The following is a 25,294-nucleotide window of genomic DNA, read 5'->3' as shown; positions in this document are numbered from 1 at the left end:
ATGAAGATGAATACAACGATTCAACAAAGAATTGAACAGCTTAAAGAACAATTAAATCGTTGGAGTCATGAGTATTATGTGGAAGATAAACCCACCGCAACAGACGCAGAGTACGATAAGGCGTATCATGAATTACTAGCTTTAGAAAAAGAACATCCAGAATTTGTGACGGCTGATTCTCCTACGCAAAGGGTGGGGGGAGAAGTGCTCGAGCAGTTCCAGAAGGTCACGCACACCAATCCGATGCTCAGCCTTTCAAATGCTTTCTCAAAAGAAGATTTGGAAGAGTTTGATGCGCGTCTTCGTAAGTTAACGAACCGTGCGATTGAGTATGTGTGTGAACTAAAAATCGATGGACTTTCTATTGCGTTGACGTATCAAAACGGGCAGCTTCAACTTGGAGCAACCCGCGGAGATGGGACGACAGGTGAAGATGTAACGGGCAATGTGCGCACGATTAAATCAGTACCTTTGTCTTTAAAAGAGCCTTGGAATGTCGAAGTGCGTGGGGAATGTTATATGCCCAAAAAATCATTCGTGGCATTAAATGAGTCTCGCGAAGAGGAAGGGCTAGAAGTTTTTGCTAACCCAAGAAATGCTGCGGCAGGAAGCCTCCGCCAGCTCGATCCAAAAATTGCGGCGAAGCGAAACTTGTCCGTCTTTTTATACAGCAGCCCTAGTGTGGAAGAACTAGGTGTTTCAACCCAAGAAGAGTTGTTGGAGAAGATGGCAGAGATGGGCTTTGTGACCAATCCTGAGCGATTAAAATGCCAAACGATTGATGAAGTGTGGAATTACATCGAAACGATTGGTGCGAAACGCCAAGAATTACCATACGAAATCGACGGTATGGTGATTAAGGTCAATGATTTTGCCGCTCAAGAAGAAATTGGCTATACGGTCAAAGCACCGCGTTGGGCCATTGCGTATAAATTTCCAGCGGAAGAAGCGCAGACAGTGGTTCGCGATGTGGAGTGGACGGTTGGGCGTACTGGAGTAGTCACACCGACTGCGGTGATGGATCCGGTTCAATTAGCGGGAACAACGGTGCGCAGAGCCAGTTTGCATAATATTGATTTGATGAAAGAAAGAGATATTCGCTTGGAAGACACCGTTGTGATTCATAAGGCAGGAGACATTATCCCAGAAGTCACACGTGTGATTTTGGAGAAACGTCCAGCAACAAGTCAGCCGTACGAGTTCCCAACAACTTGCCCGGTCTGTCATGAAAAGTTAGAGCATTTGGAAGATGAAGTAGCGATTCGCTGCTTGAATCCAAAATGTCCAGCCCAACTGACAGAAGGCATGAGCCACTTTGTTTCACGGAATGCGATGAATATGAGTGGGATTGGGCCAAGTATCATTAAGCAACTCTTTGAAGAAGGTCTAGTTCTTGATGTGGCCGATTTATACAAATTGACTTTGGATCAGCTATTAGCATTAGACAAAATTCAACAAAAGAGTGCAGAAAATATTCTTGAAGCTATTGAACAGAGTAAAGCCAATTCCTTGGAACGCCTTCTAACAGGGCTGGGTATCCGTCATGTAGGAACCAAGGCTGCTAAAGAACTGGCACAACATTTTGGAAATATGAAGGCTTTACAGGAGGCGAGCATTGAACAATTGTTGGAAATTGATGGTTTAGGTGATATTATTGCTTATAGTGTAAAAACTTATTTTGAACAACCATCCGTTCAAGAACTTATCCAAGAATTACAAGATCGTGGAGTGAATATGAGCTATCTTGGAAAGACAAAAGCAGACAGTGAAGCTTCAGGACATATCCTAAGTGGAAAGACTGTCGTTTTAACAGGGACATTAGAACAATTAACAAGACAAGATGCAAAAGAAAAATTGGAATCGCTTGGAGCAAAAGTAACAGGCTCTGTTTCTAAGAAGACAGACGTTGTGATTGCTGGACATTCAGCCGGAAGCAAGTTGGATAAAGCCAATGCGCTAGGGATTGAAGTGTGGAGTGAGCAACAGTTTCTGGATTCTCTTGCATAGAAAGGAACTCACATGAAACATAAATTACGCTTGGGATTATTAGGGTTAATGAGTGTATTCACTTTAGCCGCCTGTGCAGATATTACTCAAGCCAATCGCCAAAATACAAATACGAAAAATGATGCCAATACAAAAGTGGTTCAGTCGACAACCAATCAACTGTCGAATAATTTTTATCGCGCCTTGATGACTAATGGGAAATATCAAGTGAGCCAAAACCGTGGAGCTACTTTAAGCTTGAATACGGGCTTTAATTTGAAAAACTTTGAGACAGGTTTAATCGACCTTTCTAGAAATGTATTTCCTACGAATCAATATTTCTTTAGAGAAGGACAGATTATCGATGCTGATACAACGGCTAAATGGATTGCTCGTAAAAGTGATAAAAATCCAGAAGGACTCAATCCTGCTGATAATGGAGACACATCCCCAACAGGACGTGCCCCGCTTTATTTAGCGCAGATTTTGGAACAAGACTACATGATTCAAACGGAAAATAACTTTGAATTAGGTGGGATTAGTATCGGGGTTGCGATGAACAGCGTTGATTATTATACAAATGGCGATCGTGATGCAGAAACTGAAATTTCAAAAGAAGTCATGATTGAACAAGCGAAAACAATCGTGAACCAAATCTTAACAAGACTGCGTCAAAATGATGCGCTTAAAGCTGTGCCAATCGTCTTTGGTGTCTTTAGACAAACTTCAAAAGATGATATTGGTGGAGGCGTTTATGTCTTAGAGGCGACTTCTGTAGAAGGAACTGAAATTACAAACTGGACGAATGTAAATCAGAAAGTGACCGTGTTACCGCTAGTAAACGAAGCAGCTACAGAAGAGTCAACAGCTTTTGAGAATTTCAAAACAGAAGTGCAAAACTTCTTCCCAAATCTCTCAGGAGTGACGGCTCGGGTGAAATATCAAGATAATGTGGCTAAAAAAATGGTCGTTGATATTATGACGCAATTTTATGGTGAATCAGAAATTATTGCCTTAGCACAGCATGTAACCGATGCAGCTAATAAATATTTATCGAAAACTACTCCAGTAGAAGTGCGTATTAGTTCGATTAATGGAATGGAAGCATTCTTGATGCAAGATTTAACGCAGGGTGTGTTCACTTACCATATATTCGATTAATATTGATAACAATGTTTAAAGTGTTTACAATAGAAAAGTAATGATTTTGAAAGCGAGGAAAAGAAATGGCCATTGAGGAAAAAGAAGTTAGACACGTTGCCAAACTTGCAAAGCTAGCTTTTGCCGACAATGAAATCCTTCATTTTACAGAACAAATGAGCGATATCATTGATATGGTGGAACAATTAAACGAAGTAGATACAACGGGTGTGCCTGTTACCACTCACGGTTATCCATTAGTAAATGTGATGCGAGAAGACGTTGCTGAAAAAGGAACAGACCGCGACTTATTAATGCGTAATGTGAAAACGAGCGAAGATGGATTTATTCAAGTGCCTGCAATTATGGGTGAAAACGAGGAGGGTGAAGCATGAGTATTATTGAAAACAAAACATTAGTTGAGCTTCACGAAGGTCTTCGTAATAAAGAATTTACTTCTGTGGAATTAACCAAAGAAACATTCGGGCGTATCCATGCTTTAGAACCTAAAGTAGAAGCGTTCGTGACATTAAACGAAGAAGAAGCGTTAAAACAAGCAGCCGCTGCTGACGAAAAAGGCTACGGAGAAGAAGCGTCTCTTCAAGGTCTTCCAATCGGGATTAAAGACAATATCGTGACTCGCGACCTTTTAACAACTGCTTCAAGTCGTATGTTAGAAGACTTCAACCCAATTTACGACGCGCACGTTATGGAATTATTAAAAGCTGAAGGTGCGGTGAACGTTGGTAAACTAAACATGGACGAATTTGCCATGGGTGGTTCAACTGAAACTTCTTACTTCAAGAAAACAAAAAATCCGTGGGACTTAACAAAAGTGCCTGGTGGATCTTCAGGTGGTTCTGCCGCAGCGGTTGCTTCTGGCGAAGTACTGGCATCTCTTGGTTCTGATACAGGTGGATCTATTCGCCAACCTGCAAGTTTCACAGGGATTGTTGGGATGAAACCAACTTATGGTCGTATTTCTCGTTATGGTTTGATTGCCTTTGCGTCAAGTTTAGACCAAATCGGACCATTTACACGTACGGTTCAAGATAATGCCTTAGTATTAAGCGCGATTTCTGGATATGACCACCGTGATTCAACAAGTGTGCCTCAAGAAGTGCCAGCCTACCATAAAGGATTAACAGGCGACATTAAAGGCATGCGTATCGCGTTGCCAAAAGAATATTTTGCTGAAGGCGTGGACCCAGAAGTTCAAGCTGCTGTATTAAAAGCGGCTGACCAATACCGCGAAATGGGCGCTATTGTAGAAGAAGTGAGCCTACCTCACTCTAAATACGGGATTCCAGCGTACTATATCATCGCTTCATCTGAAGCTTCTTCGAACTTACAACGTTTCGACGGAATCCGTTATGGTCACCGTTCTACAGACGCAGAAACATTAGAAGATTTATACGTGAAGAGCCGTTCTGAAGGATTCGGAATGGAAGTAAAACGTCGTATCATGCTTGGAACATTCAGTTTAAGTTCAGGTTACTACGATGCTTACTTCAAGAAAGCGGGTCAAGTTCGTACTTTAATCAAACAAGATTTTGCAAAAGTATTTGAAAACTATGATTTAATCTTAGGACCTGTAACAACTTCTGCTGCATTCGGATTGGGCGCACACAGTGATGACCCAATCGCAATGTACATGGCGGACTTATTAACCGTTCCTGTAAACTTAGCTGGCTTACCAGCCATCTCAGTTCCTGCTGGCTTCACAAACGAAGGTCTACCAGTCGGAATTCAATTAATCGGAAATTACTTCCAAGAAAAAACTATTTATCAAGCAGCGTATGCATTTGAACAAGCAAATGATTACTACTTACGCCGCCCACAATTATAAGGAGGAACAATGACATGAACTTTGAAACAATTATTGGTTTAGAGTGCCACGTTGAATTAAAAACTGATTCAAAAATGTTCTCTCCATCACCAGCTCATTTCGGTGCGGAACCAAATACAAATACAAACGTCATCGACTGGGGATATCCAGGGGTACTTCCTGTCGTAAATAAACGCGCGTTAGAATTCGGGATGCGTTCAGCTCTTGCGTTGAACTGTACTATTTCTCAAGATACAAAATTCGACCGTAAAAACTATTTCTACCCTGATAATCCAAAAGCGTACCAAATCTCTCAATTCGATTACCCAATCGGTCATGATGGCTGGATTGATATCGAAGTAGAAGGACAAACAAAACGTATTCGTATTGAACGTGTTCACCTTGAAGAAGATGCGGGTAAAAATACGCACGGAACAGACGGATTCTCTTATGTGGACTTAAACCGTCAAGGAACTCCACTGATTGAAATCGTATCAGAAGCCGACATGCGTTCTCCTGAAGAAGCGTATGCGTACCTTGAAGCACTTCGTCAAATTATTATGTTTACAGGTGTTTCTGACGTGAAGATGGAAGAAGGTTCAATGCGTTGTGACGCGAACATTTCAATTCGTCCTTATGGGCAAGAAAAATTCGGTACAAAAACTGAGTTGAAAAACTTAAACTCATTTAACAACGTGCGTAAAGGGTTAGCGTTCGAAGAAGTTCGTCAAGCGAATGTCTTACGTAATGGAGGAGAAATCCTACAAGAAACACGTCGTTTTGATGATGCGACTGGTCAAACCATCTTAATGCGTGTCAAAGAAGGTTCAAGTGACTACCGTTACTTCCCAGAACCAGATCTACCAAACTTCCAAATCTCAAATGAATGGATTGAAGAAGTGCGTGCGTCTATTCCTGAAATGCCAAGCAAACGTCGTGAACGTTACGTGAGCGAATTTGGCTTACCAGAATATGATGCAATGGTATTAACATTAACGAAAGAAATGTCTGATTTCTTCGATGCAACAGTTGCTGCGGGTGCCGATCCTAAACAAGCCTCAAACTGGTTAATGGGTGACATCTCAGCGCACATGAACAGCAAGAAATTAGAATTGAAAGACTTGAAGTTAACGCCAGAAAGCTTAGCAGAAATGATTCAATTAATTGCAGACGGAACCATCAGTTCGAAATTAGCGAAGAAAGTCTTCTTGTTATTAGCCGAAGAAGGCGGAACGGCGAAAGGCATTGTTGAAAAACACGGTATGGTTCAATTGAGTGATCCAGCTCAGTTATTACCGATTATTCAAGATGTGTTGAATAACAATGCACAGTCGATTGAAGACTTCAAGAATGGGAAAGACCGCGCTGTTGGATTTTTAGTTGGGCAGATTATGAAGCAAACGAAAGGGAAAGCAAACCCTGGCGTTGTAAACCAACTATTACAACAAGAATTAGCGAAATACTAAAAATATAAACTTGATGGCTATGAATTTTCTCGGATATCTTCATAGTAGCTGTAATAGGGCAACGGCTCGAGCCGAAGTCTCTCGCCTTTAAAGCCTCAAAGGGGGAGTAAGGAAATAAATTCCTAACTCCCCCTTATTCGTTTTAATGCTTTTCCTATTACTGCTACTATAGAATCCGAAAAATTCTCCGCCATCAAAAGCTTTTTTGAATTTACAAACCTTTTGAAATATGGATACAACATAGAGTTTGCTGGCCCTTTAAAAATTCAAAGAAGGTTGGATGGAGAAGAATGAGGTTGGGTACGTGGTAGTTAAAACAACTACATAAGAATCCGAAAGGTTCTCCCTCCCAAAAAGTTCCTCAGGATTCTCCGCCATCAAAAGTTTTATGAATTTAGAATCCTTTTTGAAATAGGGGATAAAGCGCAGAGTTTGCTTGCCCGTTAAAAATCCAGAAAGGATAGAAGAGAAGAAATAGGCTTGAGAGGGGGATGGAAGATGAAATTAACGATTGAAACGGTATTGAGTCAAGGCGGGGAAACGATGAAGCAACGTATGTTTGCGGATGCGACTCGTCTTCGTAAGGACTCCGGTTTTGTACTAAGCTATGTGGAAGAAGAAACTAATACGCGCGTGAAAATAGAAGTGAATACCTCAGAAGCTACTCCTCAGGTAACTTTACACCGTCAAGGAGATGTGCGTAGTCAAATGGACTTTCATCATACAAAGGCGACTAAAGGAATTTACGAATTAGGCGCAGGGAGACAAATGCATTTTGAGATTCAAACCAAACAAGTACACCTCGAAGAGACGGAAGAGATGGTGTTACTAGTACTGGAATACCAATTATTCCAACAAAAACAACTGATTACGAGCTCTTTAGTCACCTTTCAGCTTCAAATCAAGGAAAATGTATAAAAAATCTCGCTAAACTAGCATAAACTAAAAAAATTATGCTATACTGTGTAAGATGAACTGGAAAGGAAGTGTAACCATTGGAATTAAAGAAACTCGATGGCATTAACAAAAACGAATTATCAATGGTCGAAGTAGCGCATGCTATTTTAGAAGCGAAGAATGAAGTTTTAGATTTCAACCAATTATTAGTAGAAATTCAAGAATATATGGAATTAAGCGACGAAGCGTTAGAAGCTCGTATGGCTCGTTTTTACACAGATTTAAATATTGATGGAAGCTTTATCTCACTTGGAGATAATCGTTGGGGCTTACGTGATTGGTATCCAATCGACTCAATCGATGAAGAAATCGCAACATCAATGGAAGATGAAGAAGTGAAGAAACCTCGTAAGAAACGTAAGAAAGTCAATGCGTTCGGAACTGAAGATGATCTTATCGATTACAATGATGATGATCCAGAAGATGAAGAACTTCTTGATGACGAAGATCTTGATAGTGATGATTTAGATGATGATATGGATGTTGATTTAGACGACGATGACGAAGAAGATGAAATCGATGCATATCGTTCTGACTTAAATGAACTAGGTGCAGATGAAGACCTAGAAGATGAAGTGAGTGTGGAAGAAGATCTGATTATCATTGATGACGAAGACCTTGATAGCGACTTCGACGAAGAAGAGGAAGAATAATCTTTCTTTAATAACAACTATCAAAGCACAACTTATGATTTCATGAGTTGTGTTTTATTTTGCAGTTTATTGTATAATAGGATGAACTTGAGACTTGGGAGGCGAGAACGTGCAAGAAAAATTGAAAAAGGTGTTCGACAAGACCTTTCTAACCTTTATTGCAGTAGGAGTTGTTAACACACTATTTGGAATGACCATCATGTTCTTTTGTTACAACATTTTAAACTTGGGATACTGGTTTTCTTCGGGAATGAATTATGTTTGTGGAAGTGTTTTAAGTTATTTCTTGAATAAGAAATTTACGTTTAAAGTGGAAGAAACGACGAAAAAATCGATTATCCGCTTTATCATCAATATCACGGTTTGTTATATTATTGCTTATGGTATCGCGAAACCACTTGTGTTGTACTTGTTTGCAGGTCTTGGTGAAAAACTTCAAGGGAACTTGGCGTTAGTAGCTGGAATGGGCCTTTTTGTATTACTAAACTATGTGGGTCAACGGTTTTGGGCATTTAAACAAGACGAACCTACAAACGATTAAAGAGAAGTAAAACGAGCAGGTTTTCTGCTCGTTTTTTTGTTGGAGAAGGACCCAAAAAGAACATTAAAGAGAAAAACAAGGTAAATATTCGTAAAAATAGAAAAATGATTCTAAAAACAGTTGAAAAATAAGAACCGTAACTGTAAAATAAGAACTATCTCAATCCAGCAAGTTATTAACGTCCGTTTTTTAATCCCCAGGTTTAAGGAGGAGTTATGGAAACATTAGAAGCTCGTATTTTAAAAGATGGTTATGTGTTAGGTGAAAATATCCTTAAAGTAGACTCGTTTTTAACGCATCAGGTAGATTTACACTTGATGAAAGAAATTGGAGAGGTTTTTGCGGCAAAGTTTAAAAATGCTGGGATTACAAAAGTGGTTACTATTGAAGCATCAGGGATTGCTCCAGCACTGTATACGGCAGATGCCTTAGAAGTTCCAATGATTTTTGCGAAGAAATCCAAAAATATCACGATGAATGAAGGAATTCTAACAGCAGAGGTGTTTTCATTTACAAAGCAAGTGACCAATACAGTGTCGATAGCTAGTAAATACCTTTCAGAGAAGGACAGAGTGTTAATCGTGGATGATTTTCTAGCGAATGGCCAAGCCGCAAAAGGATTAGTCGAGATTGTTGAACAGGCAGGAGCCAAAGTCGAAGCGGTTGGAATTGTCATCGAGAAATCTTTCCAAGATGGAAGACGGTTATTAGAAGAAGCGGGAATTCCAGTCTTTTCTCTGGCGCGTCTAGAACGGTTTGAAAACGGAAAAGTTGTGTTTAAGGAGGCTGACCTATAATGCAGCAGGAAAAGCATTCCAAGGCAATGGTGCTGGGACTTCAACATTTACTAGCGATGTATTCAGGATCGATTTTAGTACCGATGATGATTGGACAGGCGCTTGGCTATAATAGCGAGCAACTGACATATTTAGTCTCAACAGATATTTTTATGTGTGGGGTAGCCACTTTTCTTCAGTTGCAACTCAATAAGTATTTTGGGATTGGGCTCCCTGTCGTGTTAGGCGTGGCGTTTCAATCAGTTGCTCCATTAACGATTATAGGACAGAGTCACGGAAGTGGAGCCATGTTTGGCGCGCTGATTGTCTCGGGGATTTTCGTTGTTTTAATTTCGGGAATCTTCTCAAAACTGGCGAACTATTTTCCTGCCATTGTTACCGGCTCTGTGATTACAACCATTGGACTCACGCTCATTCCGGTTGCCATTGGAAATATGGGAAATAACGTAGCGAATCCAACTCTAGAAAGTTTAACACTAGCTCTCATTACAGTTTTTATTATTTTAGTCGTTAATATTTTTACGAAAGGATTCCTCAAATCCATTTCCATTCTACTAGGATTAGTGATTGGGACTTTGATTGCTTCTGGAATGGGCCAAGTGAACTTTACACCTGTGATCCAAGCGCCTCTCCTTCATATTCCTACCGTATTTTATTTTGGAGCTCCAACTTTTGAATTTTCTTCCATTGTGATGATGTGTATTATTGCGACGGTATCAATGGTGGAATCAACAGGGGTCTATCTAGCTTTGTCTGATATTACGAAGGATCCAATCGATGAAACACGACTTCGCAACGGGTACCGAGCAGAGGGGTTAGCAGTACTCCTTGGAGGGGTGTTTAATACATTCCCTTATACAGGCTTCTCTCAAAATGTAGGCTTAGTGAAAATGTCTGGGATTAAAACACGTCTTCCGATTTATTACGCAGCAGGCTTTCTTGTACTCCTTGGACTCCTTCCAAAATTTGGCGCTCTTGCACAAATCATTCCAAGTCCGGTCATTGGTGGGGCAATGATTGTTATGTTTGGATTCGTATCGCTTCAAGGCATGCAAATGCTCGCTCGTGTGGATTTCGTTAATAATGAGCATAACTTCCTCATTGCAGCGGTGTCTATTGCAGTAGGAGTCGGGTTCAATAATAGCAATCTTTTCAATAGCCTCCCAACTGCATTTCGAATGTTCTTCTCGAACGGAATCGTGATGGCCAGCATCCTTGCCGTAGTCCTAAACGCGATTCTCAATCGTAAGAAGAAATAAAAAAAATCCGTTATCTCCACCCAAAGAGAAGGTCTCCCCCTTCTCTTTTTTCTATTCTCTCTTGAAGTTTCCTTGCCTTCTAATGTTTCCAACCACCCAAAAAATACGAGAAAATAATGTGGAGCAGAAAAAAATAAACTCAATTCAGTTGGATTTCAAGCCTTTCTATATAGAAGATTTCGGAGAAGCTTGCGGATTTTATAATCGCAGTAACGGGGAATCGCATCGAATGTGAGGGAGAAAGACAGAAATACTGTAAATACATTAATGTATTTACAATATTTCGTTTTCTTTCCCCCACAAAGTTGAATAGGAATGAGCAAGCTAGATATAGCGTAGCTCATCCCATTCAACCACTGTGCTTAGGCGGAGTAGGGACGTGTCCCGTACTCCGCGTTTGAAGCTTCGAAGGTGCAAGACTACAGGCTTGCACCGGTGCCCCCGTAACAGCGATTATAAAAAGAATCCGCAAGGATTCTAAGAAATCATCAGCACAAACCCAACTCCAGAAAACCCAAATTGAATCTAAGTACAATTTACATCCCAATCGCGCTCCACTTTGTTTTCACTTCTCGTATTTTTTTGATAGGTATGGTATACTAACCCTATGTTTAAAGAATTTCAAGGAGGCTCTTCCCAACATGGCTGAAGACAAAAAAACATTCTATTTAACGACTCCGATTTACTATCCGAGTGGTAATTTACATATTGGTCATGCCTATACAACTGTAGCCAGTGACGCAATGGTCCGCTACAAAAAATTGCAAGGTTTTGACACTTACTTTTTAACAGGAACAGATGAACACGGACAAAAAATCCAAGAAAAAGCGAAAGAAGCAGGCGTTTCAGAAATTGAATTCGTCGATAAAATCATTTTCGGCATTCAAGATTTGTGGAAAGAGTTAGATATCTCTTACGATGATTTTATTCGTACGACTCAACCACGCCATACGAAAGCTGTTCAAAAGATTTTCCAAAAATTAGTGGACAATGGCGATATTTACCTCGGTGAATACGAAGGTTGGTATTCTGTATCCGACGAAGAGTACTTCACAGAAACACAATTAGTCGAAGTATACCGCGATGCTGAAGGAAATATGATTGGTGGGGTTGCGCCAAGTGGGCACGAAGTTGAGCTTGTCAAAGAAGAATCTTACTTCTTTAGAATGAGCAAATACGCTGATCGCTTATTGCAATACTACGAAGAACATCCAGATTTCATTCAACCAGAATCACGTAAAAACGAGATGATTAATAACTTCATCAAACCAGGTTTGGAAGACTTAGCGGTTTCTCGTACGTCATTTGACTGGGGGATTCCAGTACCAAACGATCCAAAACACGTAGTTTATGTATGGATTGATGCCTTATCAAACTACATTACCGCACTAGGATATGGTAGCGACGATGAAACATTATTCAACCGCTACTGGCCTGCAGATGTGCATTTTATCGGAAAAGAAATCGTTCGTTTCCATACGATTTACTGGCCAATTATGTTAATGGCCTTAGATTTACCATTACCGAAGAAAATCTTCGCACATGGTTGGTTATTGATGAAAGACGGTAAAATGTCTAAATCGAAAGGAAACGTCGTAGATCCAAACACATTAATCGAACGTTACGGCTTAGATGCACTTCGTTACTACTTATTACGTGAAGTGCCATTCGGTTCTGACGGAATTTTCACTCCAGAATCATTCGTAGAACGTATTAACTATGACTTAGCCAATGACTTAGGAAACTTATTAAACCGTACTGTTGCGATGATTAATAAGTATTTCGATGGAACAATCCCTGCATACACTGCACCGGTTTCAACATTTGACCAAGAATTAGTCGATGCTTCAAAAGCGATGATTGTGGAAGTTGAAGAAGCGATGGAAAACATGCAATTCTCAGTAGCGCTGGCTGCAATCTGGAAATTCGTTTCTCGTACGAATAAATATATCGACGAAACAACTCCATGGGCCGCTGTGAAAGATGAAGCGCGCCAAGAAGAATTAGCACGTACAATGAATTACTTAGCAGAAAGCTTACGAATCATTGCCGTTGCCTTACAACCATTCTTAACGCAAACTCCAGGAGAAATCTTGGCTCAATTAGGAATTACGGACAGCGCGTTAATGGATTACCCTTCATTACACACATTTGGCGTGATTCCTGAAGGAACTAAGGTGGTTGAAAAAGGTCAACCAATCTTCCCGCGTTTAGATGTGGAAGAAGAAGTGGCTTACATCCAATCTAAAATGGGTGGAGCACCAGCTGAAGAAGAAAACACTGACTGGAACCCAGAAGAAGTGGAACTTTCAAGCGAAAAAGAAAGTATCAAATACGACGACTTCGACAAGATTGAATTAAAAGTCGCAGAAGTTATCGAATGCGGACCAGTAGAAGGAGCAGACAAATTGCTTCAATTCCGCTTAGACGCTGGAGATGCTGGAGGTCACCGTCAAATCCTTTCAGGGATTGCGGAATGGTACCCAGATCCAAGTATTTTCGTTGGTAAGAAAGTCGTGATTGTTGCGAACTTGAAACCACGTAAAATGCGTGGACAAATCAGCCAAGGTATGATTCTTTCGGCTGAAAAAGATGGCGTTCTTCAAGTGGTGTTTGCACCAGAAGGAATGCCAAATGGCTCAACCGTAGCTTAATTGAATAAAAACAAAAAGGGGACCCTTCGGATGCGAAGAAAGGCATTTGAAGGGTCTTTTTTTAGAAGGAGGACAAATGAAAAAAGGTGTATTAACAGGGTTGCTTCTATTTGGATTTTTCTTTGGAGCAGGTAATTTAATTTTTCCGCCAAGCTTAGGCTATCAATCTGCTGAGCAATTTTGGCCAGCAGTCATCGGATTTATCGTATCTGGAGTGGGACTTGCGATTGGAACGTTATTAATTGGAACAGTGATTAATGGTGGATTCAGAAAAGAATTGGACGAAAAGATTCATCCAATCTTCTCATTGGCATTTTTAGTAGTATTATATTTATCCATTGGACCTTTCTTTGCGATTCCGCGTACAGCAACGGTATCCTACAACATCGGGGTAGCACCGTTCTTGCCAGATTCTAATTCAGGTCTTCTAATTTACGCAGCGATTTACTTTGCTGTAGCCTTTTTCTTAGCGTATAACCGTTCATCACTCTTATCCAGCATCGGTAAAATCTTAACACCGATTTTTGCAGGATTAATTTTAATCTTAGTGGTCGTTGGAGCGTTTAAATATGGGCAAACGTCACCAGAATTAGCAGGCCAAACAAATCTAACCGTATCGACCGCTTTTGGAAATGGCTTTGTTGAGGGATATAACACACTCGATGCTTTAGCTGCCGTAGCCTTCTCAGTCGTTGCCGTAAACACATTAAAAGAGTTCCATTTCAGCTCTAAAAAAGAGTACATGAAAACGATTATGAGTGTGGGATTTGTAACAGCGATTGGATTCAGCGTTTTGTATATCGGCCTTGCTTTCCTTGGAAATCACTTCAATGTGGCAAGTGCCCTAGCACAAGATTCAACACTAAACGTAGGGTCTTACGTATTAACCATGGCTTCACGCGACTTGTTCGGGACATTTGGGCAAGCCTTCTTAGCGGTAATGGTAGTCATTACCTGCTTAACAACAACAGTAGGATTAATCGTATCTGTAGGGGAGTTCTTCGAAGAAACATTCCCACGCTTCTCTTATAAAGTCTATGCGACCGTATTTACATTCATCGGATTTGGCGTTGCGACCCTTGGACTTCAAACGATTATTGCCTTCTCACTTCCAGTATTAATGATTTTATATCCAATTACGGTTGTGATTGCGTTCTTCGTACTAGTGAATAAGAAAGTGGCATTCTCGAAGAGTGGAATGCAGCTAACAGTTGCGTTGACAACGATTATTTCAACGGTTTCAAGTGTGGCTTCTGCATTGAAATTAGAAGGATTAGTAAAAGCGTTGGAAATTCTTCCACTGCAAAGCTTATCGCTGGGATGGATGGGACCGGCGATTATCGGTATTTTAATCGCGCTCATCTTACCGGACAAAATCAAATGCGAAGCATTCGACTTCGAAGCGTTTCAAGCAAAATAAAATAGTGCATAGATGATTACTTCGTATCCCTACGGGGATTTTCATAGTAGCGGTAACGTTGCACCGGTTCGAGCCTCTTCGAGTCTCTCACCTTTAAAGCCTCAAAGAGGGCGTAAGACCAAAGATAAAAAAGGATTCACAGTGTGAATCCTTTTTTTCTTTAATGGTTTCAAATCCTTCGCACTGTGAAGGATTTCCGCAAGGCTGATTAGGATTAAGCGAATCACAAGTGATGAAGCTTAATTCAATCAGCTACTGCGCCTAAATCTATAAAGTTATTTACGTATGGATTAAAAATCCTACGCCCTCTTATTCGTTTTAATGCTTAGTCACGTTACTGCTACTATAAATCCCCTAGGATACTTCGTAATCACTATTTAGTTTGTGCTTTTTATTTTGTGGAAATGCTTTGAATTTGTTGGTAAGAGGATAGGGCTCCTAGGATTAGATCGTGCTTTTAAGGATATCTTCATAGTAATGGAAATAACTGTACCGGCAAGAGCCAAGGTCTCTTTGCCTACCGAACTTCAAAGGGCGTCATGTTGATAAAATCAACAGACGCCCTAATTCATTTCGGTTACACTCGTTATTTCCATTACTATAGAATCCGTAAGTTACTTCGTAATCATCTATTTTATTTGTGCTCTAATTTGTGTGAATGCTTTGATTTTGTTGGTAAGGGGATAGGGCCCTAGGAATAGATTGCGCTTTTAAGGATATCTTCATAGTAATGGAAATAACTGTACCGGCAAGAGCCAAGGTCTCTTTGCCTACCGAACTTCAAAGGGCGTCATGTTGATAAAATCAACAGACGCCCTAATTCATTTCGGTTACACTCGTTATTTCCATTACTATAGAATCCGTAAGTTACTTCGTAATCATCTATTTTATTTGTGCTCTAATTTGTGTGAATGCTTTGAATTTGTTGGTAAGAGAATAAAGGAATCTCAACTTATTGTTACGTTACGAAACCTTTGCACTGTGAAGGTTTCCTATAGAATCCGTAAGAACTTTCTTAGGCATCTATTTCATTTGGGATTTGTTCTTGTATAAAAAAATAAACAACCGACATTGACAGTTTGTCAGTTTAGAGTTATGATGTCCTTAGGAGGGATGATATGAGAGATGCAAAAGAATCGGAAGTGCGCCGTTTAGAAATTATGAATGCAGCAATGCAGCTCTTTATGGAAAAAGGGTATACAAATACAACTACCCAAGATATTGTGGATAAGGTCAATATATCAAGAGGGTTATTGTACTATCACTTTAAAAATAAAGAAGATATCTTATATTGTCTTGTCGAACAGTATTCGGAAAAATTATTGAAAGATATTTATCAGATTACATTTTCAAAAGATAAATCTGCAATAGAAAAAGTGAGAGGATTTATTGAAGCAACAATTATTTCTTCAGAACGTATTTCCGTCGAGGGGACTGAATTACAAAAGACCGTTGATTTAGAAGAAAATCGCTATATGATTGATAAATTATCTCATAAACTCATCAAAAAATTGACAATCTATTTTGAAAAAATCATTCAACAAGGGATAGAAGAGCAATCCTTTTTGGTTCAATATCCTTTGGAGACAGCGGAATTTTTGATGACAGCTTATGTGTTTGTCTCCAATAATATGAGTATAAAATATAGTGACAAAGAATCATTGGACGATTATTTAAGTGCCTATAAAATTTTTTTAGAGAGAACTCTAAACGCCAAAAATTTATTCGATTAAATTGAAATTATAGTGCCGATAGCGTAAGAAATTGTGCTATCGGTAAAATTTAAAACTAAAACTGACAATTTGTCAATAGGAGGTATTAATATGTTAGAAATCCGAAAGTTCACTAAAAGTTATGGGGAAAAGAAAGCAGTAGAGGGTATTTCTTTATCTATTCACTCAGGAGATATATACGGCTTTATTGGAGCGAATGGTGCAGGTAAAACGACGACGATTAAAGCGGTAGTCGGCATCCATGACTTTGATGGCGGAGAAATTATGATTGGAGGACATTCGATTAAGAAAGATCCAATTGCATGCAAAAAAATGATGGCCTATATTCCAGATAACCCTGATTTATATGAACATTTAACGGGTGCTCAATATATCCATTTTATTGCAGATATATTTGAGGTTCCAACAGAAATCAGAGAAGAAAAAATTAAAAAATATGCAGAAGTTTTTCATATGACCCAAAATCTATCTAGAGTCATTTCAACCTACTCACATGGGATGAAGCAAAGGACTGCTATTATTGCTGCATTGGTCCATTCACCAAAATTATTAATTTTAGATGAGCCATTTGTCGGATTGGATCCTCAAGCAGCTTTTGAGTTAAAAAAAATAATGAAAGAGTGTGTTTCAGAAGGAGGCGCCATCTTCTTTTCTACTCACGTATTAGATGTAGCGGAAAAATTATGTAATAAAATTGCTGTGATAAAAAATGGAAAGATTATTTGTAACGGGGATACGAATGAAGTTAAAGGGAATCAGTCACTAGAATCATTTTTTATGGAGGTACAAGATTATGAGCAAAATGATGACTTTAATGAAAGCTCAAATGAATAATCTCATTCCTATTAATGAGATAAAAGAAAGAGGAAGAAAAAAACAAACGTCCATTGCTATCTCTTTTTTTGGAATACTGACTTTGTTTCTATTTGTTGCAGTATATAATTTACTTACCGCCGAAACATTAGTGCAGATGGGTCAGGGAGAATTAATTCCTGCATATATGGTATCAGTTTCTAGTTATTCAATCCTCTTTTTAACCATCTTCTATTCCAATAGCATTCTATTAGATAGTCGAGATTTGGATATACTTTTATCCTTACCTATAAAGAATTCAGATATTATTACTAGCAAATTCTTGTTTATCTACATATTAAATGTCTTAATCGGAATAGTTTTTACGTTACCGGGTGGAATAATTTGGATACAAAACGAGGGACAACCTGTTTTCCCTATTGTTCTCTATTTTTGTTCAATGTTTATGGTTCCTTTCATTCCGATGTGTCTCGCCTCTATAATGGGGATTGGGATAGTGGTTACTTCGTCTAGATTTAAACACAAAAAGTATATGTCCATTCTATTCGCATTTTTAGCTATTAGAGGTATCGGCTTTTTTGCAGCAATAGCGATGAATTCTGGAGATAAAGGCAGTAGCGTAGGAATCATTCTTGCAAAACAAATCATGCAATTATATCCTCTTTCTCAGCTTTTTGTTCAGCAAATACAGAGCGAGGTAGGAATGAGTGTATTTATCTTTCTTTCTATAGTGGTTTTTGTAGCTTTTATAAAAATTGTTTCGAAAAAATTTAGTCAACTGCACTTGTTGTCTAGAAGGGAGACAAAATATGTCTGTTCGAGCACTTCTTATCAGCAAAAATCCGTGTTCTTAGCTTTGTATCAAAAGGAAATGGGAAGATTTTTTAGCTCGTATATGACGGTCTTAAACGCAGGACTTGGAGTGGTTTTATTGTGCGCATTTAGCATCTTTTTATTGTTCAATTCTGTGGAGCAAATTAAAGAGAGTTCAGGGGTGGAAAATATAACAGAATATATTGCTACTTTTGCTCCTCTTTTTATTGCTTCGATGCTTTCACTTAGTTGTCCTGCTGCGTCATCAATTTCTTTAGAGGGTAGAAATATATGGATATTACAAACTTCTCCAGTAAAGATAAAGACCATCCTAAATGCGAAGATAGCTTTGACGCTTACACTGCACTTTATAGGGTACATGCTTTCGATTCTTACTTTTCTCTTTAAAATGGAGATGGATAGGATGCAATTCTTTAATCTTGTTTTTGTACCTGTATGCTATTCTGTTTTTATAACAATAGTGGGAATATTTTTTAATAAAAAATATCCAAATTATGACTGGGATAACGAAATGATCATTGTAAAACAGAGCCTACCTGTTATTGTAACGGCACTTGTGGGGTTCATTTCTTTAATGATTCCAATATTCCTCAATTGGATATTCCATCTTCAAATGATTTATGTTCTGCCAATCATATCGATGGGGTTAGTAGTGATGAGTTTGATGATGTATCGCAAAATGAGTCAATCCAATTTTATTTAAAAGGGGGATAAAAAATGAAAAATAGAGCAGTGAAAGATATACTTGTGCTTGTTTTTATGGTAATAGTTATTTATATTATTTGCTTGTTTTTACCAGATTCAATACCTATTCATTTTGATTTTAGAGGCAATGCAGATATGTATGTTAACAAATTTTTTCTACTATTTGCGACAATTATTCCCTATTCAGCATATTGGAAATTCTTTCGAAAATAAATTAACGAAAAAAACACCGACTGGGATTCCAGTCGGTGCTTTTTCATCTAAATGGCTTCGATAAAGTGTTCGGAATATTCTTTCCACATATCTGGACTAAATCTAGCTTTTTCAGGATTAAGAATCTTCTGATAAAGACGGACCGTGCTTCCATCTTCAATTGTATACGAGTATTCATATAAAAAATCAGTACGTTTGGCAAAATCACAAGAGTCTTTATGGTCACTTGCGATTTGGATTAAGAGGTTCGGAACTCCTTGTTGAACAAGGTACGGCTGGATTAATTGAAAAGCTTCAATCAAAACATCACGTTGCCAGTATTCTTGCAATAATGCGAAATCCATTAGATTGTTTTGCTCTGTGGAGACTTTCATAAAGCCAATTGGAAGGTCGTAATTCTTCATTTCAATGATAAAAAAGTACGGAGAATTCGCGATTAGTCGTGTATAAAAGTTCTCTGCATTTAAGTGAGACGGTGCAGATACCCATGGAAGGTTAGATGTTGCTAAAGGATCGTTTAGCAAAGACTTGATAATCTCCATGTCAGTTTCGTGAAAGGGCCTAAGAGTGATACGTTGTGATTCTAGTGTAGGTACGTTCATAATCGTTACCCCCTTTCTCTACCTGCATTATAGTCGTAATCCGTTGGAAAGTAAAGGGCGCAAATTGCTTTTATAACAATAATGAAAAGGGTTCCGAAAATATCTGAAAGAAACGGATATTTTCCTATTTCTTTGATAGAAGTTGTCAAATTCTGTCGACATTTTTTATCGTGACTTTAGTCATGGTACTTCGTGACTGAAGGGCCTACAGAGTGACCTTGGTTTTTGATAAAGTTAAATCATCAAGAACAAGCACGGAGGCAGACCATGATTAAAGTACATCAAATTAGCAAACGTTTTGGAAACAAGACAGCATTAAACCAAATTGAATTCAATGTCGATAAAGGAGAAATTTTTGGCTTCTTAGGACCAAGTGGAGCCGGGAAGACAACTCTCATTAATATTCTAACAGGGCAATTGAAAGCTGATGAAGGAACGACGGAACTCCTTGGAAAAGAAACGAAGAACTTAGCGCCAGAAGATTTAGCGCATATCGGTTTAGTCGGCGATTCGAGTGGATATTATGAAAAACTTTCCCTCGAGAAAAACCTCATCGTTTATGCAAAAATATATGGACTTCCAAATAGCCGAGTCGATGAAGTATTAGAACAAGTAGGACTTCTGGATAGTAAAAAGGTGATTGCAGAAAAACTTTCTACAGGGATGCGCCAAAGAATGTTTCTAGCAAGAGCGCTTCTCAACAAACCAGAATTACTCTTTTTAGATGAACCAACGAGTGGTTTAGATCCAATGACCTCTCAAAAAATTCACCGATTATTAAACGAGCTGAAGGAAAGTGGAACAACGATTTTCCTTACAACGCATGACATGGTGGAAGCAACCGAGATGTGTGACCGCATTTCCTTGCTTAACCAAGGAGATTTAGTAGAAATTGGAACCCCACGTGATATTATTCAAAAATACAATAAAGAAAAACGAGTGAAAGTAACGTTTAAAGACCATACTGAAAAAGTAGTACCTTTTGAAGCGTTAAAAGAGCAAGACTTAACAACAGTGGAAATGATGCACTCGATGGAACCAACCCTTGAAGAAATCTTTATTCAATTGACAGGAGAGAAATTAAATGATTAGAAGAATTAGCGCCTTAATTTGGCTACGTACTCAAATGATTTTAAGCAATGGAGCAATGCTGTTCCAAATTATTTTCCCATATGCGTTACTCGTCCTTTATGACAGATTTTTAAACCCAGATCATGACCCAAGTAAATCTCTTCAAATTTTGTTTATTATGTTACCGCTCGCGTTTAGTATATCGATGGGAACCATGATTACAATTATGTTGGCGGAAGAAAAAGAGAAAAAGAATTTGAAAACTTTATTCCTTAGTGGAATTCACTCAGTGGAGTATTTAATCTCTATTTTATTCTATCCAGTTCTCCTTGGCTGCATTACGATTGTGAGCTTCCCGCTTATTTTAAATGTGAACCTTTCAAATCATCTAGTGGAATATGGAGTAGTGATGACAAGCGTTGCTATCTGTGTTATCTTAGTGAATTTATTGGTGGGGGCTGTAACTGATACTCAAGCAAAAGCGCAAGTGAATGGAGTCATTCCGATGATGGCTGTTGCATTTCTACCGATGTTCTCTCAATTTAATGAGTCTATTTCAAAAGTGGCTCATTACACATTCATGGGGAACTTCATCGATTTCTTCTTAGACAAAGAATTCACGTTGAATTTCCAAAGCATGCTCGTTCCAATCGCGTGGATAGCGGTGCTCATTGTGTTAAACTTCTTCTTATTAAAACCAAAAGCCCAAAATTAAAACAAACAACTTCAAAAAGAGTGGTTTTGCTTCATAAAGCAAAGCTGCTCTTTTTGCATTTCATGATTTTTCAGAGTGAATTAGCTATTTTTTCCAAAAGTTTACATGAATAGATGGTATGTTAAAAGAAACGGCACAATGAATTAGCGAATGAACGCCATTGAAATTGGGCCGAATCGATGTACATTTCTGATTTTTTCTATTTTATAATGAGGATAGAAAGGAGACATAATGATTGATTTAAAAGCGCTTGTCCTATTTATGACCTTGATGGACTATCAAGAATTATCATTGTATGAACTTTCAGTAAAAGTAGGATTCTCTATAAAAGAGGTCAAAGAGGCGATTGATTATTTACACGCTTATTTGGAGAAGAAAAATATAGACCTTAGATGCGCAAAAGGAAAATATTTTTTAGAGAAGAATGATCAACAACTGACGGATATTGTTCAGTCGAAAGAATTGGTCTTGCCAAAGGAAACAAGATTAGCCTTGATTTATCTTTATACGTTTTGCAGGATGGAATATATTTCCAACAGTCACTACCAAGACTTCCTAAAGGTGAGCAAAAATACAACATTGTCTGATATTCAGTCGCTGAGAAAACTAATGACGAAAAACGAACTAGAACTAGGCTATAGCCGTGCTAAAGGCTATACCTTAATCGGCGAGGAATGGAAGAAGCATCAACTGGCCTTCAAGATGGTGGGGGAACTCTTAAATTCCCCGATTGGGCTATGGGGATTGGATTATGTACTGACTAGTTGGGCGCATAATGTTCGCTATGAAGTCATTGAGCAAATTGTAAAAGATTATTATAATCATCTCCAATTAACGCCGATTGCAGACCAATTAAAAGAATGTATTTATGATGTGGTCTTTGTGCTATGTCGCTACCAAAGAAATGTAGATCCTGTCGTGTTTTCTAAGACGCTAGTTTCTCCAGCGATAGAAGTCTTATCGAAAATCTTATTAGAAACGATTCGCGATTTAGGAATTATCGACCGTTCATTTACAATCAACGACCGACAATATGTGGCGATTTTGCTTTCTAGCTGTTTTGAAGGAGAAGTCGATTCAAACTTTGAGTACTTTAATGAATTGACGGATAAAATTATCCAGAAAATGGAAGAAGTCTCACTTCTGCAGTTCCAACAGAAAAGGACTCTAAAAGAGAACTTGAAGAAACACCTCATTCCAGCTTACTATCGGTTGAAATTTGGAATCCCAAGTACAAACGATTATACCCAAACGATTAAAGAGAATTATCCAGACTTATTCGAGTTGGTGAAAGCATCCCTATCGCCACTCGAAGAGGATATTGGGACAGCTATCCCTGAAAGTGAGACCGCTTACTTTGTGGCTCATTTTGGTGGCTATTTGAAGGAAGACCATCCGAAGTCTTCTTTACACTATAAAGCCGTGATTATTTGTCCAAATGGTGTGAGCTCTTCTTTAATAGTGAAAGAACATCTTTCTTTCCTTTTCCCTCAAATTGAATTTGTGAGGAATATTAAACTAGAAGATTTGGATGAGAAAGAAACGAAGGACTTCGATATGATTTTCTCCACGGTTAAAGTTCAAACGACCAAGCCTAATTATTTAGTATCGGTAATGCCTTCCCAGGAGCAAAATATTCATCTTGTGAATCTAGTTCAAAAAGACTTCCCAGAAATGAGTTTTCAAGATGGAGCAGTAGAAGAACTGCTTGCTATTGTACGCCAATATGCAGTTGTGACGAATGAATCTGGCCTTGGATTTGCCTTGAAGAAATACTTGAAACATGACATTAAGAGAAAGGAGAATCTACCATTGTTAGATGAATTATTAACGAAGGAAACCTATCAATATAGCCAAGAAAAAATGGACTGGAAAGACGCCATTCGTTTTGCGGCAGCTCCGCTACTAGAGCAACAAAAGATAACCGCTCATTACCCAGAAGCAATGATTCAGAAGGTAGAAGAATTTGGCCCGTTCATTAATCTAGGGAAAGGAATTGCCATCCCTCACGCTAGACCTGATGATGGGGTCAATGAAGTTGGAATGTCCATGTTAGTGCTGGAACAGCCTACGTATTTATTGGATGACCCAACACAGGAAATCCGACTGCTCATCTGCATTGCTGCGGTCGATAATGAAACCCATTTGAAGGCATTAGCTCATTTGACGACCATCTTAAGAGACAATGAGAGCGTTCAAAAGCTACTAGCTTCCAAAAACTATGATGAAATCAAAAATATTATTAAACAGGAGGAGTAAAAGATGTTAAGAATCGGTACAGCTTGTGGTTCAGGTTTAGGATCTAGCTTCATGGTTCAAATGAATATTGAATCGGTTCTAAAAGAACTCGGAGTTACAAATGTAGAGGTGGAACATTACGATTTAGGAGGAGCCAATCCTAATGATGCGGATATTTGGATTGTCGGACGAGATTTAGCAGATTCGTCTGGTCACTTAGGGGATGTGAGAATCCTCAATAGCATCATTGATATGGATGAGTTAAAGGAATTAGTCACTCGTATTTGCCAAGAAAAAGGCCTTATTTAGAAGGAGGAAATGAAAATGAAATTTCTTTTAGATATCGTTAGTACTCCAGCCATATTGGTTGCCTTAATTGCCGTTATCGGTTTAGTGCTTCAAAAGAAAAGCTTACCAGATATTATGAAGGGCGGCATTAAAACATTCGTCGGATTCTTAGTGGTATCCGGTGGGGCAGGCATTATTCAAAATTCATTAAATCCATTTGGAAAAATGTTTGAACATGCGTTTAATTTATCAGGGGTTGTTCCAAATAACGAAGCTATCGTTGCTGTGGCCTTAACGACATATGGTTCTTCTACAGCGATGATTATGTTTGCCGGAATGGTCTTCAATATTTTGATTGCTCGATTCACTCGATTTAAATACATTTTCTTAACAGGTCACCATACGCTCTATATGGCGTGTATGATTGCTGTTATCTTATCGGTTGCTGGATTTACCAATCTTCCATTAATTTTACTTGGAGGATTAGCATTAGGAATCATCATGAGTGTTTCACCAGCCTTTGTTCAAAAATATATGGTGCAATTAACAGGAAACGACAAAGTAGCGCTAGGACACTTTAGTGCACTAGGGTATTGGTTAAGTGGATTTTTAGGAAGTATCTTTGGAGATAAATCAAAATCAACAGAAGATATTCATTTCCCTAAGAGCTTAGCTTTCTTAAGAGATAGTACTGTAAGTATCACGATTTCAATGACGATTATTTATGTGATCGTAGCCGTTTTTGCAGGTTCTACGTATATTGAACAGGAATTAAGCAATGGAACAAGCAGCCTTGTATATGCCTTACAATTAGCAGGTCAATTTGCTGCAGGGGTCTTTGTCATCTTAGCAGGGGTTCGTCTCATTCTTGGTGAAATCGTTCCAGCGTTCAAAGGAATTTCTGAACGTCTGGTACCAGATTCAAAACCAGCCCTTGACTGCCCAATCGTTTATCCATATGCTCCAAACGCTGTATTAATTGGATTCATTTCAAGTTTTGCAGGTGGATTGGCAAGTATGGTCATCATGATTCTTACAGGAAGTGTGGTTATTCTTCCAGGGGTAGTTCCTCACTTCTTCTGTGGTGCGACTGCCGGAGTTATCGGAAATGCTTCTGGCGGGGTTCGTGGAGCAACTATCGGGGCCTTCTTCCAAGGCGTATTAATTAGTTTCTTACCAGTATTCCTAATGCCAGTATTAGGTGGGCTTGGATTTGAGGGCTCAACCTTCTCAGATGCCGACTTCGGACTTTCTGGTATCGTACTAGGAGTCTTAAACCAATTTGGGTCACAAGGAGGCATTATCATCGGTATTCTACTAATCTTAGTAGTCATGGTTGGTATTTCTTTTGTAAAGAAACCAGCGACTAAGGGGGAATAAA

22 protein-coding genes are annotated in these 25,294 nt (G+C 38.8%); 21 read left to right on the top strand and 1 reads right to left on the bottom strand.

Annotation, left to right across the window (positions count from 1 at the left end; all coding sequences use genetic code 11):
• The 16 genes from ligA (at position 1) to HMPREF3103_RS08930 (ending at position 18,999) form a co-directional block, all read left to right on the top strand.
• A complete protein-coding gene (ligA, locus tag HMPREF3103_RS09005; protein ID WP_148128834.1) occupies positions 1-2,007 on the top strand; it encodes an NAD-dependent DNA ligase LigA in 2,007 nt (668 codons plus the stop codon).
• Between the two features lie 12 nt (positions 2,008-2,019).
• Complete coding sequence (locus HMPREF3103_RS09000) at positions 2,020-3,147, top strand: CamS family sex pheromone protein (protein ID WP_070439432.1); 1,128 nt, start codon at positions 2,020-2,022, stop codon at positions 3,145-3,147.
• A 65-nt stretch (positions 3,148-3,212) separates the two neighbouring features.
• Positions 3,213-3,521 (top strand): Asp-tRNA(Asn)/Glu-tRNA(Gln) amidotransferase subunit GatC, encoded by a 309-nt coding sequence (gatC, locus tag HMPREF3103_RS08995; RefSeq protein ID WP_049555085.1) that lies wholly within the window; start codon positions 3,213-3,215, stop codon positions 3,519-3,521.
• A complete protein-coding gene (gatA, locus tag HMPREF3103_RS08990) occupies positions 3,518-4,975 on the top strand; it encodes an Asp-tRNA(Asn)/Glu-tRNA(Gln) amidotransferase subunit GatA (protein WP_070439429.1) in 1,458 nt (485 codons plus the stop codon). The genes gatC and gatA overlap by 4 nt, the downstream gene beginning before the upstream one ends.
• 14 nt (positions 4,976-4,989) lie before the next feature.
• Positions 4,990-6,420, top strand: coding sequence for an Asp-tRNA(Asn)/Glu-tRNA(Gln) amidotransferase subunit GatB (gatB, locus tag HMPREF3103_RS08985; protein WP_070439426.1), 1,431 nt, complete (start codon positions 4,990-4,992; stop codon positions 6,418-6,420).
• A 498-nt stretch (positions 6,421-6,918) separates the two neighbouring features.
• Entirely contained in the window at positions 6,919-7,338 is a 420-nt protein-coding gene (locus HMPREF3103_RS08980) for a YwiB family protein (RefSeq protein ID WP_070439423.1), read from the top strand.
• A 77-nt stretch (positions 7,339-7,415) separates the two neighbouring features.
• On the top strand, positions 7,416-8,030 hold the full coding sequence (gene rpoE / locus HMPREF3103_RS08975) for a DNA-directed RNA polymerase subunit delta (protein ID WP_070439420.1): 615 nt from the start codon (positions 7,416-7,418) through the stop codon (positions 8,028-8,030).
• A gap of 109 nt (positions 8,031-8,139) precedes the next feature.
• A complete protein-coding gene (locus tag HMPREF3103_RS08970) occupies positions 8,140-8,571 on the top strand; it encodes a GtrA family protein (RefSeq protein ID WP_239652308.1) in 432 nt (143 codons plus the stop codon).
• Between the two features lie 215 nt (positions 8,572-8,786).
• Positions 8,787-9,368 carry a xanthine phosphoribosyltransferase gene (locus HMPREF3103_RS08965; RefSeq protein ID WP_049555080.1) on the top strand — a complete coding sequence of 194 codons (582 nt, stop codon included), beginning with the start codon at positions 8,787-8,789 and terminating at the stop codon, positions 9,366-9,368.
• Positions 9,365-10,627 carry a nucleobase:cation symporter-2 family protein gene (locus HMPREF3103_RS08960; RefSeq protein WP_148128833.1) on the top strand — a complete coding sequence of 421 codons (1,263 nt, stop codon included), beginning with the start codon at positions 9,365-9,367 and terminating at the stop codon, positions 10,625-10,627. Before HMPREF3103_RS08965 ends, HMPREF3103_RS08960 begins: the two co-directional genes overlap by 4 nt.
• Positions 10,628-11,223: 596 nt before the next feature.
• Complete coding sequence (metG, locus tag HMPREF3103_RS08955) at positions 11,224-13,281, top strand: methionine--tRNA ligase (RefSeq protein WP_256364719.1); 2,058 nt, start codon at positions 11,224-11,226, stop codon at positions 13,279-13,281.
• A gap of 76 nt (positions 13,282-13,357) precedes the next feature.
• Positions 13,358-14,701, top strand: coding sequence for a branched-chain amino acid transport system II carrier protein (brnQ, locus tag HMPREF3103_RS08950; RefSeq protein ID WP_070439410.1), 1,344 nt, complete (start codon positions 13,358-13,360; stop codon positions 14,699-14,701).
• A gap of 1,118 nt (positions 14,702-15,819) precedes the next feature.
• Complete coding sequence (locus HMPREF3103_RS08945) at positions 15,820-16,434, top strand: TetR/AcrR family transcriptional regulator (protein WP_070439407.1); 615 nt, start codon at positions 15,820-15,822, stop codon at positions 16,432-16,434.
• A 90-nt stretch (positions 16,435-16,524) separates the two neighbouring features.
• A complete protein-coding gene (locus tag HMPREF3103_RS08940; RefSeq protein WP_070439404.1) occupies positions 16,525-17,268 on the top strand; it encodes an ABC transporter ATP-binding protein in 744 nt (247 codons plus the stop codon).
• A complete protein-coding gene (locus tag HMPREF3103_RS08935; RefSeq protein WP_070439401.1) occupies positions 17,228-18,784 on the top strand; it encodes a putative ABC transporter permease subunit in 1,557 nt (518 codons plus the stop codon). Before HMPREF3103_RS08940 ends, HMPREF3103_RS08935 begins: the two co-directional genes overlap by 41 nt.
• A gap of 14 nt (positions 18,785-18,798) precedes the next feature.
• Positions 18,799-18,999: a DUF1648 domain-containing protein gene (locus tag HMPREF3103_RS08930; RefSeq protein WP_049555073.1), complete on the top strand. Its 201-nt coding sequence runs from the start codon at positions 18,799-18,801 to the stop codon at positions 18,997-18,999.
• Positions 19,000-19,046: 47 nt separating this feature from the next.
• On the opposite strand, the gene HMPREF3103_RS08925 is transcribed toward HMPREF3103_RS08930, so the two are convergent.
• Positions 19,047-19,601 carry a GNAT family N-acetyltransferase gene (locus HMPREF3103_RS08925; RefSeq protein WP_049555072.1) on the bottom strand — a complete coding sequence of 185 codons (555 nt, stop codon included), beginning with the start codon at positions 19,599-19,601 and terminating at the stop codon, positions 19,047-19,049.
• A gap of 267 nt (positions 19,602-19,868) precedes the next feature.
• Here HMPREF3103_RS08925 and HMPREF3103_RS08920 point away from each other — a divergent pair, with 267 nt between their 5' ends.
• The 5 genes from HMPREF3103_RS08920 to HMPREF3103_RS08900 all read left to right on the top strand — a co-directional run bounded on the left by HMPREF3103_RS08920 (position 19,869) and on the right by HMPREF3103_RS08900 (position 25,293).
• Positions 19,869-20,693 carry an ABC transporter ATP-binding protein gene (locus HMPREF3103_RS08920; protein ID WP_005607705.1) on the top strand — a complete coding sequence of 275 codons (825 nt, stop codon included), beginning with the start codon at positions 19,869-19,871 and terminating at the stop codon, positions 20,691-20,693.
• On the top strand, positions 20,686-21,387 hold the full coding sequence (locus tag HMPREF3103_RS08915) for an ABC transporter permease (protein ID WP_070439398.1): 702 nt from the start codon (positions 20,686-20,688) through the stop codon (positions 21,385-21,387). The genes HMPREF3103_RS08920 and HMPREF3103_RS08915 overlap by 8 nt, the downstream gene beginning before the upstream one ends.
• A gap of 231 nt (positions 21,388-21,618) precedes the next feature.
• Positions 21,619-23,646: a BglG family transcription antiterminator gene (locus HMPREF3103_RS08910; protein ID WP_070439395.1), complete on the top strand. Its 2,028-nt coding sequence runs from the start codon at positions 21,619-21,621 to the stop codon at positions 23,644-23,646.
• Positions 23,647-23,649: 3 nt separating this feature from the next.
• Positions 23,650-23,934 (top strand): PTS sugar transporter subunit IIB, encoded by a 285-nt coding sequence (locus HMPREF3103_RS08905; protein ID WP_005607700.1) that lies wholly within the window; start codon positions 23,650-23,652, stop codon positions 23,932-23,934.
• A gap of 15 nt (positions 23,935-23,949) precedes the next feature.
• Positions 23,950-25,293 carry a PTS ascorbate transporter subunit IIC gene (locus HMPREF3103_RS08900; RefSeq protein ID WP_070439392.1) on the top strand — a complete coding sequence of 448 codons (1,344 nt, stop codon included), beginning with the start codon at positions 23,950-23,952 and terminating at the stop codon, positions 25,291-25,293.
• The last annotated feature ends 1 nt before the right edge of the window (position 25,294 follow it).

This window comes from Granulicatella sp. HMSC30F09 (assembly GCF_001806915.1).
Classification (GTDB): Bacteria; Bacillota; Bacilli; order Lactobacillales; family Aerococcaceae; genus Granulicatella; species Granulicatella adiacens.
The sequence above is the reverse complement of the archived record's forward strand: the minus strand, read 5'-3'. Positions and strand labels throughout refer to the sequence as shown.